Source organism: Cribrihabitans pelagius (genome assembly GCF_048820915.1).
Lineage (GTDB): Bacteria > Pseudomonadota > Alphaproteobacteria > Rhodobacterales > Rhodobacteraceae > Cribrihabitans_A > Cribrihabitans_A pelagius.
On the sequence record NZ_JBMERR010000013.1, the window covers coordinates 92,477 to 107,111 of the forward strand.

Below are 14,635 nucleotides of genomic sequence, written 5' to 3' on the forward strand. Positions count from 1 at the left end.
TTCGGCCTGGCAGATCGTGGTGAGTGGCAGCGGCCGGGCAAGCGATGCGGTTGCAACTCGGTAAACCGCCCGGGCGGAGCCCGAAGGGCGAAGCTTTCCCGCGCCTGCGTCGCCCGGCCCAACAGCGGCGGGCTGTTCACAGAACAGCCCGGAGTTGGCGGGAGTAGTCCCGTTCTCCCACTGCTTTTACAGGTGGTCTTTACCCCAAGGGGGCTATGTTGTGTCCGGCGCGCTCAGAAGCCGGGCCTGGCGCGGAACTTCAGAGCGGCGCCACCGTCGGGGTGCTGGATGCGCAGCTCTTCGGAATGCAGCATCAGGCGCGGATGCGCCCGGGCGGCGCCTTCGGCGTAAAGCGCATCGCCCAGGATCGGGTGGCCAAGCGCCAGCATGTGCACCCGCAGCTGGTGCGAGCGGCCGGTCTTCGGCATCAGGCGCACCCGCGTGGCACCCTCTTCGTATTTCAGCACACGCCAGTCCGTGACCGCGGGTTTGCCGGTTTCGTGGCACACCATTTGCCGCGGCCGGTTCGGCCAGTCGACGATCAGGGGCAAATCCACCGTGCCGCTGCGCGGCTCAAGCCGCCCGTTTACCCGCGCCACATAGGTCTTTTTGGTGCTGCGCTTCTCGAATTGCATCGACAGGTGCCGCTGCGCATGCGGGGTGAGCGCGAAGACCATCACGCCGGAAGTGTCGCGGTCAAGCCGGTGCACCAGAAGTGCTTCGGGGAAGACGGCCTGCACGCGGCTCAGCAGGCAATCGGCCAGGTGCTCCCCGCGCCCGGGCACCGACAACAGCCCGGCGGGCTTGTTCACCGCCAGGATTTCCGCATCATGGTGCAGGATATCGAGGGGCTCCTGCGGAGGGTTGTAATCGCTTGATACCGTCATGGCCGCCTGCCTAGCGCCTGCGCCCCGCCGGAGCAAGTTCGCGCCGTCTGCGCCGGGCCTCCCGGCCTGCCCGGTGATTTGCTAAATTGACAGCATGCCGGCGATCCGGTAACCGGCGCGCCTCACGGGATAGATGGGGACAAGGCATGGCACGCAAACGCAAGGGGCGCGACATTTCCGGCTGGCTGGTCGTGGACAAGCCCGCGGGGATGACCTCTACCGCCGTGGTGAACAAGGTGCGCTGGGCGCTGGAGGCGAAGAAGGCGGGCCACGCCGGCACGCTCGACCCCGAGGCAACCGGTGTGCTGGCGGTGGCGCTGGGCGAGGCGACCAAGACGGTTCCCTATATCACCGACGCGCTCAAGGCCTATACCTTCACCGTGCGGCTGGGCCAGGCCACCAACACCGATGATGCCGAGGGCGAGGTGATTGCACAAAGCGATTCCCGCCCCACGGACGCGCAGATCAAGGAGGCGCTGGTGCCCTTCCTGGGCGAGACCATGCAGGTGCCACCCAAATTCTCGGCGGTGAAGATCGACGGCCAGCGCGCCTACAAGCTGGCCCGCGATGGCGAAGACGTGGAAATCGCGGCGCGGCCGCTCTGGGTTGAGGAACTGATCCTGCTGGACCGCCCCGACGAAGACCACGTGGTGCTGGAGATGACCTGCGGCAAAGGCGGCTACGTGCGCTCGATTGCCCGCGATCTCGGCGCAGCGCTGGGCTGCTTTGGCCATGTGAAAGAACTGCGCCGGATCTGGTCCGGGCCTTTCGATGCCGAAGATGGGATTTCTTTCGAGGAGATCGAGCGGCTGGCGCGCACGCCCGAGCTCGACAGCCGCCTGCGGCCGCTGGAAGAAGGGCTCGCCGATCTGCCCGAGGTCAAGTGCACCCCCGAAGGCGCAGCCAGGCTGCGCAACGGCAACCCGGGCATGGTGCTGCCTGGCGGCGAGGTGGAGTACGGCGACGAGGCCTGGGCCTCGCTCGACGGCCGCGCGGTGGCGGTTGGTGTCTGGAAAGGCGGCACACTGCACCCAAGCCGGGTGTTCGTGCAGCCAGAGTGATCCGGGCGGCGTCTTGTGAGCGCCGCCGGGGCGAACTCCGTCCGCGCCAGCATCTGGGTGGCGTCTTGATCCTGGCTTTGGTCCGGCGGCCCCCTGGTTCAGGCCGGGGTGGCGGACTCGTTAGCGCCAACGACCGAGTAATATTCCTGCGCCGTCGGAATGATGCTGGCCTCCGTGCCCTCTTCGGGGCTGACCGGGTTGCCCGCGGCATCGCGCCAGCGGTCCTCGCTGGTGGAATAGTCGTTGTGGAACGCGATGCTGACCGCGGACTGGTCCCCGGGCAGTGTTGCGATGGTGATACCATCCATGGCGACCAGGGTGCTGTCCTGACTGGCGTCATAGGCAACGCTCAGCCCGGCAATCGCATCCTCAAAGCGGAAATCCGCAAGCATGCTGTGCCCGGAGACAACTGGGAATGTGACCAGCAGCTTGTCCTCTGACGGGTCGAAATCGCTGATCCCGGCCGCGGCGGTGCCTGCGTCATACACATTGGCGAAGGCGTGGAAACTGTCGGCGCCCTCGCCGCCGCCGGCACTTGTGCCCGGCCCGATCCACAGGTGATCGTCGCCGGCGCCGCCATCGAGCACGTCCCCGTCGCCGCCCACCCTCGTCAAGTCGCCAGGGTAGTGGTTGTAGCTCTCCTCATAGAAGACGGTGCCACTGCCGCTGAAGAGTGTGTCGTTCCCCGCGCCGCCCGCAAGCGTGTCGGCGCCGCTCTCGCCAAAGATAACGTCATCGCCGGTTGTGCCGTTCAAATCGTCGGCCCCGGAGGTGCCTCGGATCGCGTCGAGAGTGAAGGGCGCGCTGCGGCCGGGGTCATCAAAGGTCACTGTACGGTAGACCCCGCCGTTGCCGTCCAGAAAGTCCACTTCGATGGCTTCGCCCTCGGCGAGCGAGACGCCGGGCAGGGTCAGGACCGTATTCTGGTTCACCGTGTCGATGAAACGCAGGCCGTCTTCCGTCTGGATCATCTCGACGCCGTCGCTGTCCGGGGTCAAAGCGAGCTGATCGGAGCCCAGTTCAAAGTCCTCGATCACCGTTTCCCGGCTGTCGGCGTCGTCGAGCACAAATTGATCTGCACCAGCGCCGCCCTGACCGGAGTTGCCCGCCCCCAGATGCAGCACGTCATCGCCGTCTCCGCCTTCCAGAACATCCCGGTCGCCGGCATTCCCCATGAGCGTGTCGCTGCCGCTGCCCCCGCTCAAGATATCCTCCGTTCCGCTGTTGCCGGTAAGGTTCAGCGGCGGCGATGGCTCCTCGGTTTCGGGCAATTCGCTGTCGCCGCCATCTTCCGGGCTGGAGCTGTCATGGCTGAGCGCGGCAAAAGGGCCGGCAAGGGTGAGAAGCAGAAAAGTTCCAAATGAATGCCTCGGTGAAATCGTCTGGTGAACCGCACGCTGAGCGGTAGTAAGTCTGTAACAATTAACTTGAAGATTCAGGATTCCTGCTGGCAGGACAAGGGCTCCCGCAAGAGCGGCGCGTTTGGGAGCGCCGGGCCCCCGGAGTGCTGTTTTAGAGCGCGTTAACCGATGTTCCGCTTTTGTTTTGCCAAGCTGCGTGTGCTGTGCAACGCTGGGGTGTTTATTGGTGTCTTCTTTGGCGACGGAGAAGGAAAATGTTCTGGTTGGTGAGTATGCTAGGGCTGGCCGCCCTTAGCAGTATCGTGCTTGTCGGTGACGAGGCGGCTGAAGAAGACAGCTACGAGGATCTGAACGGGCCGGACCCTGTGACCGGCCTGGAGGAGCTGCTCGCCGAAGACGGCGATGCGGACACAGAAGTTGTGCCTGCCGGGCAGGGAGGTGCCGGGCCGGACATCCTGGTTGGCAGCCGCCGCGCCGATGTGATGGGCGGCGGCGGCGGCGCGGATGAGATCAACGGTTATGAGGGCGCCGACTGGCTGGGCGGCGATGCCGGGGACGACACGCTTTATGGTGCTGCGGGCGATGACACGCTGGCAGGCGGGGCGGGTGCGGATCTTCTGCACGGCGGTGACGGGGTTGACCTGTTGCTGGGCGGCGAAGATGGCGACGCGCTTTACGGCCATTTCGGCGATGACCAGCTCTCCGGCGGCGCCGGGGCGGACCTGCTGCACGGCGGCCAGGGCGCCGACGTGCTGGAAGGCGGCACCGGCGCGGATTCCCTGCACGGCAACGATGGCAATGACATCTTGCGCGGCGGCGCCGGGGAGGATGCGCTCTTTGGCGGCACCGGCGACGATCTGGTTTCGGGCGCCGATGACGCGGGCGAGCGGGATTACGTGAACGGCGGCGATGGGGCAGACACGCTTTTGGCAGGCGCGCGCGATGTGCTGACCGGCGGCGCCGGCGCCGATCTCTTCGTGGGCGGCAGCTGGACCGGCAGCGAAGAGGCGGTGCAGCTCGTTGATTACGATGCCGCGGAGGATCAGCTGGTGCTGGTCTGGGACGGTGCGGAAGACAGCGATCCGGAGGTCGAGGTGCAGGACGACCCGGAGGCCCCGGACAACAGGCTGATCGTGGTCAACGGCGCGGTGGCTTTGCGGATCTCGGGCGAGCCGTCATTGTCCGCGGCGGATGTCGTGGTGATGGACAGCGAGTCCGCCGCGCAATCGGGGCTGCTGCCGGCCTGACGGCGGTGCGGGACAGGCCGGCGCCAGGCCCTCTTTCAGATCTGTATCAGGGCCGGGCACGGGCCGTGCGCTGGAGGCCTCGATGCCCGGGCAGGGTGCGGCCCGCGAGGGTCAGCGGCCGGGAGGGTCCCGATGCGCAGTCAGGGGGTGCCGCTTCGGTGCTGGCAGCGGCAGCCGGCGGGCATCCCAAGGGGCTGTGTCAGAGCGGCCTCGGGCTGGAAGAGGCTGCGCAGGGCAAGTCTTGCGGGCCGGACTTGGCGGGCTGTGCCTGTGCGACAAGACGGCGGCATGATGGCGGCGGTCCCTCGGCCCGACGCCTGTGACGGCAGGCCCCAGGGCGGCGGGCTGGCGGCACCGGCCCTGCGCGCGGGCCCAGGGTGCAGGAAGTCTTTGCCTTTCACGCGGAATCATCTTATACGCCCGCATCTGCCGTCTATGCGGCAGGTTTCTCCAAGGGCCAGTGCTGGACGACATCCCGGCCTGTGCCATCCACTTCAGCATCGAAGGAGACCCCGATGTCGATCACCGTTGAAGAAAAAGCCCGCCTGATCAAGGAATTCGCGACCAAGGACGGCGACACCGGCTCGCCGGAAGTCCAGGTTGCCATCCTGACCTCGCGCATCACCACCCTGACCGAGCACTTCAAGACCCACAAGAAGGACAACCACGGCCGCCGTGGCCTTCTGAAGATGGTCGCTCAGCGCCGCAAGCTGCTGGACTACACCAAAGGCAAGGATGAGGCCCGCTACCAGGACCTGATCAAGCGCCTCGGCATCCGCCGCTAAGCGGCGCCGTCACAGGTTTCTGGAAGCGCCCGTTCCATCTGGAGCGGGCGTTTTCCTTTGTGCCCATTCTGGTGGAGCGGCACCTGCCCGGGGCGGGCGGCCAAGGCTTTTGCAAAAGCCTTGGCGCGATGCCGCGGCGGCGCATGGAGGCTGAAGCCGGGACAGATTGCGGCGGCTCAGAACACCCCCATCGCCAGTCCCGCGCCCATCGCCTGGCCCAGCTCGCGGCACGTCTCCAGCTCTGTCTCGGGGATGGTCTTTGGTGCGAGGATCGCTTCGGGTGTCTGTGCATGGGTGCAGATGATCAGCGGCGGCTGCACCTCCTTCAGGCGCCAGCCTTGCGCGATGCGCGCGGTCTGGCGGGCGGCATTGGCGCCGTCGGAGCCCGCGCAAACCATCTGCGCATAGGCGCGTCCCTCGATCCGGCCCAGCACCGGGTAGTAGCTGCGGTCGTAGAAATCCTTCATCACCCCGGCAATGGCGGCAAGGTTTTCCGGCGCGCAGAAGATGTAACCGCTGGCGCGCAGGAGATCCTCCGGGCCTGCATCGGCGGCGGTTTTCAGAGTGACCGCGATCTCGGCCCGGGCCGCCCCGGCGGCGGCTTCGGCCATCTGACGGCTGCCGCCGGTGAGGGAATGATAGACAATCAGAAGCTCCGCCATCTGCGCCGGCCTTTTTGCCTGTTTGCCGGCGCAGCATCACCGCGGTCAAAACCTGAGTAAAGGGCCGCGTCCCCGATCCGGTTATAAAAAAGCCGCCCCCGGGGGAGCGGCTTTCCCTGGTGGTTGCAGCGGTTCATTCGCCGTAGGGCACCCAGATGTTCTTTACTTCCGTGGCCTCTTGCAGGAAGCGCTTGCTGTGGTCCTGCATCCAATCCGGCGCGGTGCCATTGTTGACCCAGGTCCGCTTCAGGTTGCCGGCCGAGGCTTTCTCGATCCCGGCCGACAGATCGGTGGAGGAGAAGCTCCAGACCGCATCCACGTTCAGATGCGAGGCCAGCGGGCCTGCCAGCTCGGCGTGGCTGCCGGTCAGGATGTTGACCACGCCCGCGGGCACGTCCGAAGTCTCCAGCACCTGATAGAAATCGGTCGCCGCCAGCGGGAAGGGCTCGGAGGCGGCCAGCACCACCCGGTTGCCCATCGCAATTGCGGGCGCCATCACCGAGACGAGGCCGAGGAGCGGCGCCTCGTCCGGGCAGAGCGCGCCGATCACGCCGACCGGCTCCTTCATCGCGAGTGCGACGGCGCGGATCGGCACGCCGTGCGCCTGGCCGTCGTATTTATCGGCCCAGGCGGCCGCGGTGAACAGGCGCTGGATCGCGGCCTCGACCTCCTTGGCGCCGGTCTTCTTGCCGGTCATCGCATCGGCGCGCGCGGCAAACTCATCGGCGCGGGCGGAGAGGTTCTCGCCAATGTAGTAGAGGATCTGCGCGCGCAGGTGGCCTGTCGTTTTGGACCAGGCTTTGGCGCCCGCCGCGGCCTCGACCGCGTTGCGCACATCCTTGCGGTTGGCGATCCCCACATGGCCGAGCAGCGCGCCGCCCTTGCCCATGACGGCCTGGCTGTAGCCGCCATCGGGACGCGCCTGCTTTCCGCCGATGTACATCTTGGCGGTGCGGTCGAGCGGATCAACCGGCGCGGCGGTCTCGCCGACAGCGGGCTCGATGCGCGCCAGCGCTTTGGCTTTGGCCTTTGGGCGGGTGTAGGCCGCAAGCCCTTCCCAGCCGCCTTCGCGCCCGAAGCCGCTTTCGCGCACACCGCCAAAGCCTGCGGCCGCGTCGAACATGTTGGTGCCGTTGATCCAGACCACGCCGGCCGCCAGCTTGGGCGCGATGTCGAGGGCGAGGTTCACGTTCTCGCTCCAGAGTGTCGCCGCCAGCCCGTAGCGGGTGTTGTTGGCCAGCTCCACCGCTTCGCCCGGGGTACGGAAGGTGGTGGAGACCAGGACTGGGCCGAAGATCTCCTCCTGCATCAGCGGGTCGGAGGGTGCGAGGCCCTCGATCAGGGTCGGCGGGTAGAAGCAGCCGCCCTCGGGCATCTCCACCTTGGCCTGGTGCATCGTGCCTGCGCGGTTGGACGCGACGAGGCTCTGGATGGTGTCGAGCTGGACGGGATCGACGATGGCGCCAATGTCGATGCATTTGTCCAGCGGGTTGCCGATACGCAAGGTGTCCATGCGGGTGCGCAGCTTGGCGTGGAAGCGTTCGGCGACGCTTTCCTGCACCAGCAAGCGCGAGCCGGCGCAGCAGACTTGGCCCTGGTTGAACCAGATCGCATCGACCAGCCCTTCAACCGCGCTGTCGAGGTCGGCGTCGTCGAAGACGATGTAAGGCGATTTGCCGCCCAGCTCCAGCGTCAGCGCCTTGCCGGAGCCTGCGGTGGCCTCGCGGATGCGGCGGCCGACGGCGGTGGAGCCGGTGAAGGCGATCTTGTCCACTTCGGCGGCCACGATCATCTCGCCCACGGCGCCGTCGCCGGTGACGATGTTGACGACACCCTTCGGGAGCCCCGCCTGGCGGCAGATATCGGCAAACAGGAGCGCTGTGAGCGAGGTGTATTCCGCCGGTTTCAGCACCACGGTGTTGCCCATCGCCAGCGCGGGCGCGATCTTCCACGCCAGCATCAGGAGCGGGAAGTTCCACGGGATGATCTGGCCGCAGACGCCAAGCGCTTCGGCGTCCGGCAGCTCGCTTTCCATCAGCTGGGCCGTGCCCGCGTGGTAGTAGAAATGCCGCTGGGCGAGGGGCACGTCGATGTCGCGGCTTTCACGGATCGGCTTGCCGTTGTCCAGCGTCTCCAGCACCGCAAACAGGCGGGCGTGTTTCTGCAGCAGCCGGGCAATCGCGTAGAGGTAGGGGGCCCGGCCCGGACCGCCAAGCGCTTCCCACTTGACTTGTGCCTTGCGCGCGGCCTCCACCGCGCTGTCGACGTCGGACTGGCTCGCCTGGGTCAGCGTGGCCAGCACCTCACCATTGGCCGGGTTGCGGCTTTCGAAGCCGTCGCCGGGAGCGGTGAAGGCGCCGTTGATGAAATGGCCGAACCGGCTGCCCTGATCGACCAGCCAGGCCAGCGCCTCGGCGGCGCTTTCGGGTGCGGGTCCGTAGTCCATAGTTTCAAAAATCTCTCTGACGGTCATAGTAGAACCTCTCGTTCTGTCGCCGTTTTCCACCGGAAAACGGGCCGGAATCCGCGCCGGATTCCGGGGCGGCGGCGACCCGGCGTTATGCCATCGCGTGGCGGTGGGCGGCGGAGTAGGCGCCGGTGGCGTGATGCTCGAGCTGGCGTTCGATATCGCCGAGCAGAGACGAGGCGCCAAAGCGGAACAGGTCGGGCTGCAGCCAGCGGTCGCCGAGCTCGTCCTTGATCAGGCTGAGGTAGACAAGCGCATCCTTGGCCTTGGAAATGCCGCCTGCGGGCTTGTAGCCGACCCGGAAGCCGGTGCGCTCGTGATAGTCGCGGATGGCGCGGATCATTACCAGCGACACCGGCAGCGTCGCGTTCACGCTTTCCTTGCCGGTGGAAGTCTTGATGAAATCGGCGCCCGCCATCATGCACACGAACGAGGCGCGCGCGACATTGCGCAAGCTGCCCAGCTCGCCGGTGGCGAGGATCGCTTTCACATGGGCACTGCCGCAGGCCTCGCGGAAGGCCTTCATCTCGTCATAAAGCGCCTGCCAGTTGCCCGCGAGCACATGGCGGCGGGAGATCACGATATCGATCTCCTCCGCGCCCGCCTTCACGCTTTCGCCGATCTCGGCCACCCGCAGATGGAAGGGAGAAAGCCCGGCCGGAAATCCGGTGGAGACCGCGGCAACCGGAATGCCGGTGCCTTTCAGCGCCGCCACTGCGGTTTCGATCATGTCGTGGTAGACGCAGACCGCGCCGGTTGTGAGCCCCTCCATGCCCAGCTCCGCCAGGAGCTTGGCATTCACCGGCTGGCGCGCCTTGGCGCAGAGGCGGCGCACCCGGTCCTCGGTGTCGTCGCCCGCCAGCGTGGTGAGGTCGATGAGGCTGATCGCCTTCAGGAGCCAGGCGGCCTGGTAGTCCTTCTTCACGCTGCGGCGGCCGGGCAGGGTGGCGCAGCGGCGTTCGATGGCGGAAGTATTGGCCTGCACGGCCGCGACCCAGTCCAGGTCCAGCTCCATGCCGGGGTTGCGCGGCTCGACCGGATGCGGCGGCAGCGCGCTTTGTTCAGCGATATGGCGTTCCATTGGGGGATCCTCAGCAGAGTTCTGCGCGAAAGTCGCACGGGTGCGGCATATTGGCAAGCGAGGCGGCCCGGTGGCGGCGGTATTTTTGACCGATTGGACAAATTTCCCCGAAGTCACCTGCGTTTGCATCGGGGCCACCTTTCGCGCCGGCCCGGCCAGGATTTATGCGGCGGCAACCTCAGCGCGATCCCGCGGCAGCGCAGCGTTCACGCTGGCAGAATCGGGGCGCTCTGCTAGATTCGGGGGCATGAGCAGTGCAGATCCCAATATCCGCGACAATCCTTCCGCCGGCCCCTATCCCGGGTCCGGTGCAGGCCAGCGCCCCGTCATCCGGCAGCTGGATGACAGCGCCATCAACCGCATTGCCGCGGGCGAGGTGGTGGAGCGGCCGGCATCGGCCGTGAAGGAACTGGTGGAGAACGCGATCGACGCGGGCGCCACAAGGATCACGGTGGAGATTGCCGACGGCGGCAAGACGCTGATCCGGGTTACCGACGATGGCTGCGGCATGACGCCGGAGGACCTGCCGCTGGCGCTCAGCCGCCATGCCACCTCCAAGATCGACGGCTCGGACCTGCTCAATATCCACACCTTCGGCTTCCGCGGCGAGGCGCTGCCCTCGCTCGGCGCCGTGGGCCGGCTCACCATCACCAGCCGCGCCAAGGGTCACGAGGCGGCGCAGGTGCGGGTCTCCGGCGGAAAGATCGAGCCGGTGAAGCCTGCGGCGCTTAGGGCGGGCACCATCGTCGAACTGCGCGATCTGTTTTTTGCCACGCCGGCGCGGCTCAAGTTCATGCGCTCCGACCGGGCCGAGAGCCAGGCAATCTCGGACACGGTGAAGCGGCTGGCGATGGCCGAGCCTTCCATCGGCTTCACCCTGCGCGATGCCTCTGGCGGCGGCAAATCGGGCGGCGAGGGCCGGGTCATCTTCCGCGCCGATCCGCTTTCGGGCGATCTGTTCGACGCGCTGCACGGGCGGCTGGCGGCGGTGCTGGGGCGGGAGTTTGCCGAGAACGCGCTGAAGATCGATGCCACCCGCGAGGGTATCCGGCTGTTTGGCTATGCCGCCCTGCCGACCTATTCGCGCGGCGCGGCGGTGGCGCAGTTTCTGTTCGTGAACACCCGGCCGGTGAAGGACAAGACGCTGACCGGGGCGCTGAGGGCCGCCTATTTTGATTTCCTCAGCCGAGACCGGCACCCGGCGGCGGCGCTGTTCCTTGATTGCGACCCGCAAGCCGTGGACGTGAACGTGCATCCGGCCAAGTCGGAAGTGCGCTTCCGCGATCCCGGCGTGGCGCGCGGGCTGATCGTCTCGGCCCTGCGCCATGCGCTGGCGGAGGCCGGGCATAGGGCGTCCTCCACCGTGGCGGGGGCCACGCTGGGGGCGATGCGGCCGGAACAGCCGGGTCCTCAGCCGGGCGGTGCGGCGGGGCAGCCCGGCCCGCAGGCGGGCGCGCCGCGGATCTATCAGATGGACCGGCCTTCGCTCGGCGCGCGCTCGGCCTCTTATGCGGCGCAGCGTCCGGAGTATGCAGCGCCCGCGCAAGGCTCCTCCTTCGGCTATGAGCCCGCGCAGACGGCAGGGTTTGCCGAGCTGGCAGGCGCCTACAGCGGCCGCATGGTAGAGGCCCCGGGGCCGGCGCCGGATGCGCCCGAGGCCGCCGCGCCCGGGGCCGAGCAGCTGCCGCTCGGTGCGGCCCGCGGCCAGGTGCATGAGAATTACATCATCGCGCAGACCCGCGACGGCATGGTGATCGTCGACCAGCACGCCGCCCATGAGCGGCTGGTCTATGAGAAGCTGAAGCGGCAGATGGCGGATAACGGCGTCGCGGCGCAGGCGCTGCTGATCCCGGAAATCGTCGAACTTAGCGAGGGCGATTGCGCCCGGCTGCTGGAGGTGGCGGAGGATCTTTCCCGCTTCGGCCTCGGCATCGAGGCCTTCGGCGGCAATGCGGTGGCGGTGCGCGAGACCCCGGCGCTGCTGGGCGAAGTGAACGCCGAGGCGATGGTGCGGGACATTCTGGATGAACTGGACGACCAGGGCGAAAGCCAGCTGGTGCAGGCCCGGCTGGAGGCGATTCTGAGCCGGGTGGCCTGCCATGGCTCGATCCGCTCGGGGCGGCGGATGCGCGGCGAGGAGATGAATGCGCTGCTGCGGGAGATGGAAGCGACGCCGCATTCCGGCCAGTGCAACCATGGCCGCCCGACGTATGTGGAACTCAAACTGGCCGATATCGAGCGGCTGTTCGGACGGAGCTGATGGAAGAAATGGACATGGCCATCGAGGGGATGGCGGCGGCGGGCAGCGTGAGCCTGGCCGTGGCGGCGGCAGTGCTGCTGCTGATCGTGCTGCTCATGCTGGCGCTGCGCCGCGCGGGGCTTGCCCGGCGCGCGCTGGAGCAGGCCAATGGCGATCTGCGCAGCCACAACGCGGCGCTGCAGGCCGAGGCCGCGCGGCTGCCGGAGCTCGCCGACGAGCTGGCCACCCTGCGCCGCACCAGCGACAACGAGCGCACCGCGCGCTACCAGGCCGAAGCCCAGGTGCAGGCCTTGAAGGCGGAACACGCCGCGCGGCTGCAGGAGCTGCGGCAGGTGAACGAGCAGATGGAGCACAAGTTTGCCTCCCTTGCCTCGGGCGTGCTGAAACAGAACTCCGAAAGCTTCCTCAACCTCGTGAGCGAGCGTTTTCAGGCCCACAGCAAGAGCGCCGATGCCGATCTTGCCAAGCGGCAGGCGGCGATCGAGGGGCTGGTGAAGCCGCTGGATCACAAGCTCGGCCAGTTCGGCGAGCGCATCAAGGAAATTGAGCAAGCCCGCAACGAGGCCTATGGCGCGATCCGGGCACAGGTGAAGCATCTTGCCGAGGGGCAGGCCGCGCTGGGCGGCGAGACCCGCAAGCTGGTGCAGGCGCTGCGCGCGCCCAAGACCCGCGGGCGGTGGGGCGAGATGCAGCTGCGGCAGGTCTTCGAGATGGCTGGCATGGCCGAACATGTGGATTACGAGCTGGAGAAAAGCGTCGGCACCGACGAGGGCCTGCGCCGCCCCGATGCGGTGGTGCGCATCCCCGGCGGCAAGAGCATCGTGGTCGATGCCAAGACCCCGCTGGAGGCCTATCTGGACGCGCTGGAGGCGGAGACACCGGAGCAGCAGCAGGCGGCGCTGACCCGTCACGCGGGCCACGTGAAGACCCATGTGAAACAGCTGTCCTCGAAAGCTTACCAGAGCGCGCTGGCGGAGACGCCGGATTTTGTGGTGATGTTCATCCCGGGTGAGACCTTTGTCTCCGCCGCTGTGGAGACAGATCCGGGGCTGATCGAATATGCCTTTGAGAACAAGGTGCTGATCGCCACGCCGACAACGCTGATGGCGCTTGTGAAATCCATCGCCTACGGCTGGCAGCAGGAGAAGATGGCGGAAAACGCGGTCGCCGTGCAGAAGACCGCCAAAGAGCTTTACGACCGGCTTTCGACCTTTGCCAAGAATCTGGCAGCGGTGGGCAGGTCGCTGTCCTCCTCGGTCAGCCACTACAACAAGGCGGTGGGCTCGCTGGAAACGCGGGTGCTGCCTTCGGCGCGCAAGTTCGAGACGATGGGCGTGGTCGCCAATGGCGCCGCGCTGGAGGATCCCGGCCAGGTGGAGACCGAACCGCGCCAGATGGCGCTCCTGGCGCCGGAGGAGTAACGGGTGCGGCTGCCCCGGCTTGGCCCCCGCCGCCCGGTGCCCGCAGCGCTGCTGCGCCAGGCGGAGCTGGAGGCCGAGCGCATCGTGGCGCTGCTGCGGGTGGCGGTGGCGCTGGGGCTGATCCTGAGCCTGATGCTGGCGCTGGACCAGGTGCCGCCTTACGAGGCGGCTTATGTGAAGCGGCAGGTCGGGCTCGCCTCGGTGACGATGCTCTCCTATCTGGCCTTGGGCGTGCTGACCTACTGGGCGGTGGTGCGCGGGCTCTTCCAGCCTTGGATGATCTGGCTTGCGGCCACCGCCGACTGCGCCTTCATGCTGGTGAATACCTACCTGTCGCTGGTCAATGGCGGCGTGCCGGGGGCGATGGTCTTTGCCATGCCTTCGGTCTGGATGGTGCCGGTGGTGCTGGCCTTTGGGGTGCTGCGCTTCAATCCGCTGCTCCTGGCCTATATGGCGGGGCTGATGGCGGCCGGGCTGGTCTGGCTGGCGCTGTGGCAGCCCGGTCAGGAGCTGCCCGACGCCGGTCTGCGGCTGCAGATGACGCTGACAACGCCGCCCAACCTGATCCGCGTGGTGATGGTGGCGCTGGCCGGGCTTGTGCTGGTGGTGGCGGCGGACCGGATGCGGATGCTGCTGCACCGCTCGATCGAGGAGGCGCGTCAGAAGGCAAACCTCACCCGCTACCTGCCCGCGCAGCTGGCCGACCGGCTGGCAGGCGGCGGGCTGGAGGCGCTGCGCGAGGGCCGCCAGCAGCAGATGGCGGTTCTGTTCATCGACCTGCGCGGCTTCACCCGCTGGTGCGAGGGCCGCGCGCCGCAGGAGGTGAGCGCGCTGATCACCGGTTTCCGGACCCGGGTGCAGCGGGTGGCGGACCGCACCGGGGGGCTGATCGACAAATATATCGGTGACGCCGCGATGATCCTGTTCGAGGGCGAGGAGGCCGGCGCCGGCGCGCTCGATTGCGCCGAGGGGCTGCTGCAGGAGATCGGCGCCTGGCGCCGGGACCGCGAAGGCGCGGGCGAAAAGGTGCTGGCGGCGGGGATCGGTGTCCACTGGGGCGAGGTCTATGCCGGGGTGGCGGGCACGCCGGAGCGGCTGGAGTATTCGGTCTTCGGCGATACGGTGAACATCGCCGCCCGGCTGGAGCAACTGAGCAAGGAGCGCGGCATGGCGGCGGTGGCTTCGGCGGCGCTGTTCGAAGCGGCGGGCGCCTGTGCAGCGGAGGGAGGGGCGCCCGCGCGCGAGGGGTGGACCGAGCTGCCGCCGGAACCCCTGCGCGGGCGGCGCGAGGGGCTCGCGCTCTTCGGGCGGGCGTGTGACGCGGGCGGATCCGATTTGCCACAGATCAAAGACTTAGGTGATTGCAGCACTGTTTGATATGCTGGAGCCGCGAACAGAAGGAG

11 protein-coding genes are annotated in these 14,635 nt (G+C 67.5%); 6 read left to right on the forward strand and 5 right to left on the reverse strand.

Annotation, left to right across the window (positions count from 1 at the left end):
- Positions 1 to 233: 233 nt before the first annotated feature.
- Positions 234 to 887, reverse strand: a complete 654-nt coding sequence (locus ACOHX0_RS12955; RefSeq protein WP_420677265.1) for an RluA family pseudouridine synthase — start codon at positions 885 to 887, stop codon at positions 234 to 236.
- A 146-nt stretch (positions 888 to 1,033) separates the two neighbouring features.
- On the opposite strand from ACOHX0_RS12955, the gene truB reads away from it, so the two are divergent.
- Complete coding sequence (gene truB / locus ACOHX0_RS12960) at positions 1,034 to 1,948, forward strand: tRNA pseudouridine(55) synthase TruB (RefSeq protein WP_420677266.1); 915 nt, start codon at positions 1,034 to 1,036, stop codon at positions 1,946 to 1,948.
- A 98-nt stretch (positions 1,949 to 2,046) separates the two neighbouring features.
- Here the strand turns inward: truB and ACOHX0_RS12965 are convergent, their stop codons facing one another.
- Positions 2,047 to 3,219: a hypothetical protein gene (locus tag ACOHX0_RS12965; protein WP_420677267.1), complete on the reverse strand. Its 1,173-nt coding sequence runs from the start codon at positions 3,217 to 3,219 to the stop codon at positions 2,047 to 2,049.
- A 344-nt stretch (positions 3,220 to 3,563) separates the two neighbouring features.
- Here ACOHX0_RS12965 and ACOHX0_RS12970 point away from each other — a divergent pair, with 344 nt between their 5' ends.
- The gene (locus ACOHX0_RS12970) at positions 3,564 to 4,556 is read left to right on the forward strand and encodes a calcium-binding protein (protein ID WP_420677268.1); all 993 of its coding nucleotides are present in this window, start codon (positions 3,564 to 3,566) and stop codon (positions 4,554 to 4,556) included.
- Positions 4,557 to 5,071: 515 nt separating this feature from the next.
- On the forward strand, positions 5,072 to 5,341 hold the full coding sequence (rpsO, locus tag ACOHX0_RS12975; protein WP_420677269.1) for a 30S ribosomal protein S15: 270 nt from the start codon (positions 5,072 to 5,074) through the stop codon (positions 5,339 to 5,341).
- A 176-nt stretch (positions 5,342 to 5,517) separates the two neighbouring features.
- Here rpsO and ACOHX0_RS12980 read toward each other — a convergent pair whose 3' ends face one another.
- The 3 genes from ACOHX0_RS12980 to deoC form a co-directional block, all read right to left on the reverse strand.
- On the reverse strand, positions 5,518 to 6,003 hold the full coding sequence (locus ACOHX0_RS12980; RefSeq protein ID WP_420677270.1) for a flavodoxin family protein: 486 nt from the start codon (positions 6,001 to 6,003) through the stop codon (positions 5,518 to 5,520).
- Between the two features lie 133 nt (positions 6,004 to 6,136).
- A complete protein-coding gene (locus tag ACOHX0_RS12985) occupies positions 6,137 to 8,476 on the reverse strand; it encodes an aldehyde dehydrogenase family protein (protein WP_420677271.1) in 2,340 nt (779 codons plus the stop codon).
- A gap of 85 nt (positions 8,477 to 8,561) precedes the next feature.
- Positions 8,562 to 9,551 carry a deoxyribose-phosphate aldolase gene (deoC, locus tag ACOHX0_RS12990; RefSeq protein WP_420677272.1) on the reverse strand — a complete coding sequence of 330 codons (990 nt, stop codon included), beginning with the start codon at positions 9,549 to 9,551 and terminating at the stop codon, positions 8,562 to 8,564.
- Positions 9,552 to 9,798: 247 nt separating this feature from the next.
- Between deoC and mutL the strand changes: the two genes are divergently transcribed.
- From mutL to ACOHX0_RS13005, 3 genes are read left to right on the forward strand one after another with little or no spacing between them, the layout of a single operon-like run.
- Positions 9,799 to 11,811, forward strand: coding sequence for a DNA mismatch repair endonuclease MutL (gene mutL / locus ACOHX0_RS12995; protein WP_420677273.1), 2,013 nt, complete (start codon positions 9,799 to 9,801; stop codon positions 11,809 to 11,811).
- On the forward strand, positions 11,811 to 13,232 hold the full coding sequence (locus ACOHX0_RS13000; RefSeq protein ID WP_420677275.1) for a DNA recombination protein RmuC: 1,422 nt from the start codon (positions 11,811 to 11,813) through the stop codon (positions 13,230 to 13,232). The genes mutL and ACOHX0_RS13000 overlap by 1 nt, the downstream gene beginning before the upstream one ends.
- A gap of 3 nt (positions 13,233 to 13,235) precedes the next feature.
- Positions 13,236 to 14,609: an adenylate/guanylate cyclase domain-containing protein gene (locus ACOHX0_RS13005; protein ID WP_420677276.1), complete on the forward strand. Its 1,374-nt coding sequence runs from the start codon at positions 13,236 to 13,238 to the stop codon at positions 14,607 to 14,609.
- Positions 14,610 to 14,635 lie beyond the last annotated feature (26 nt).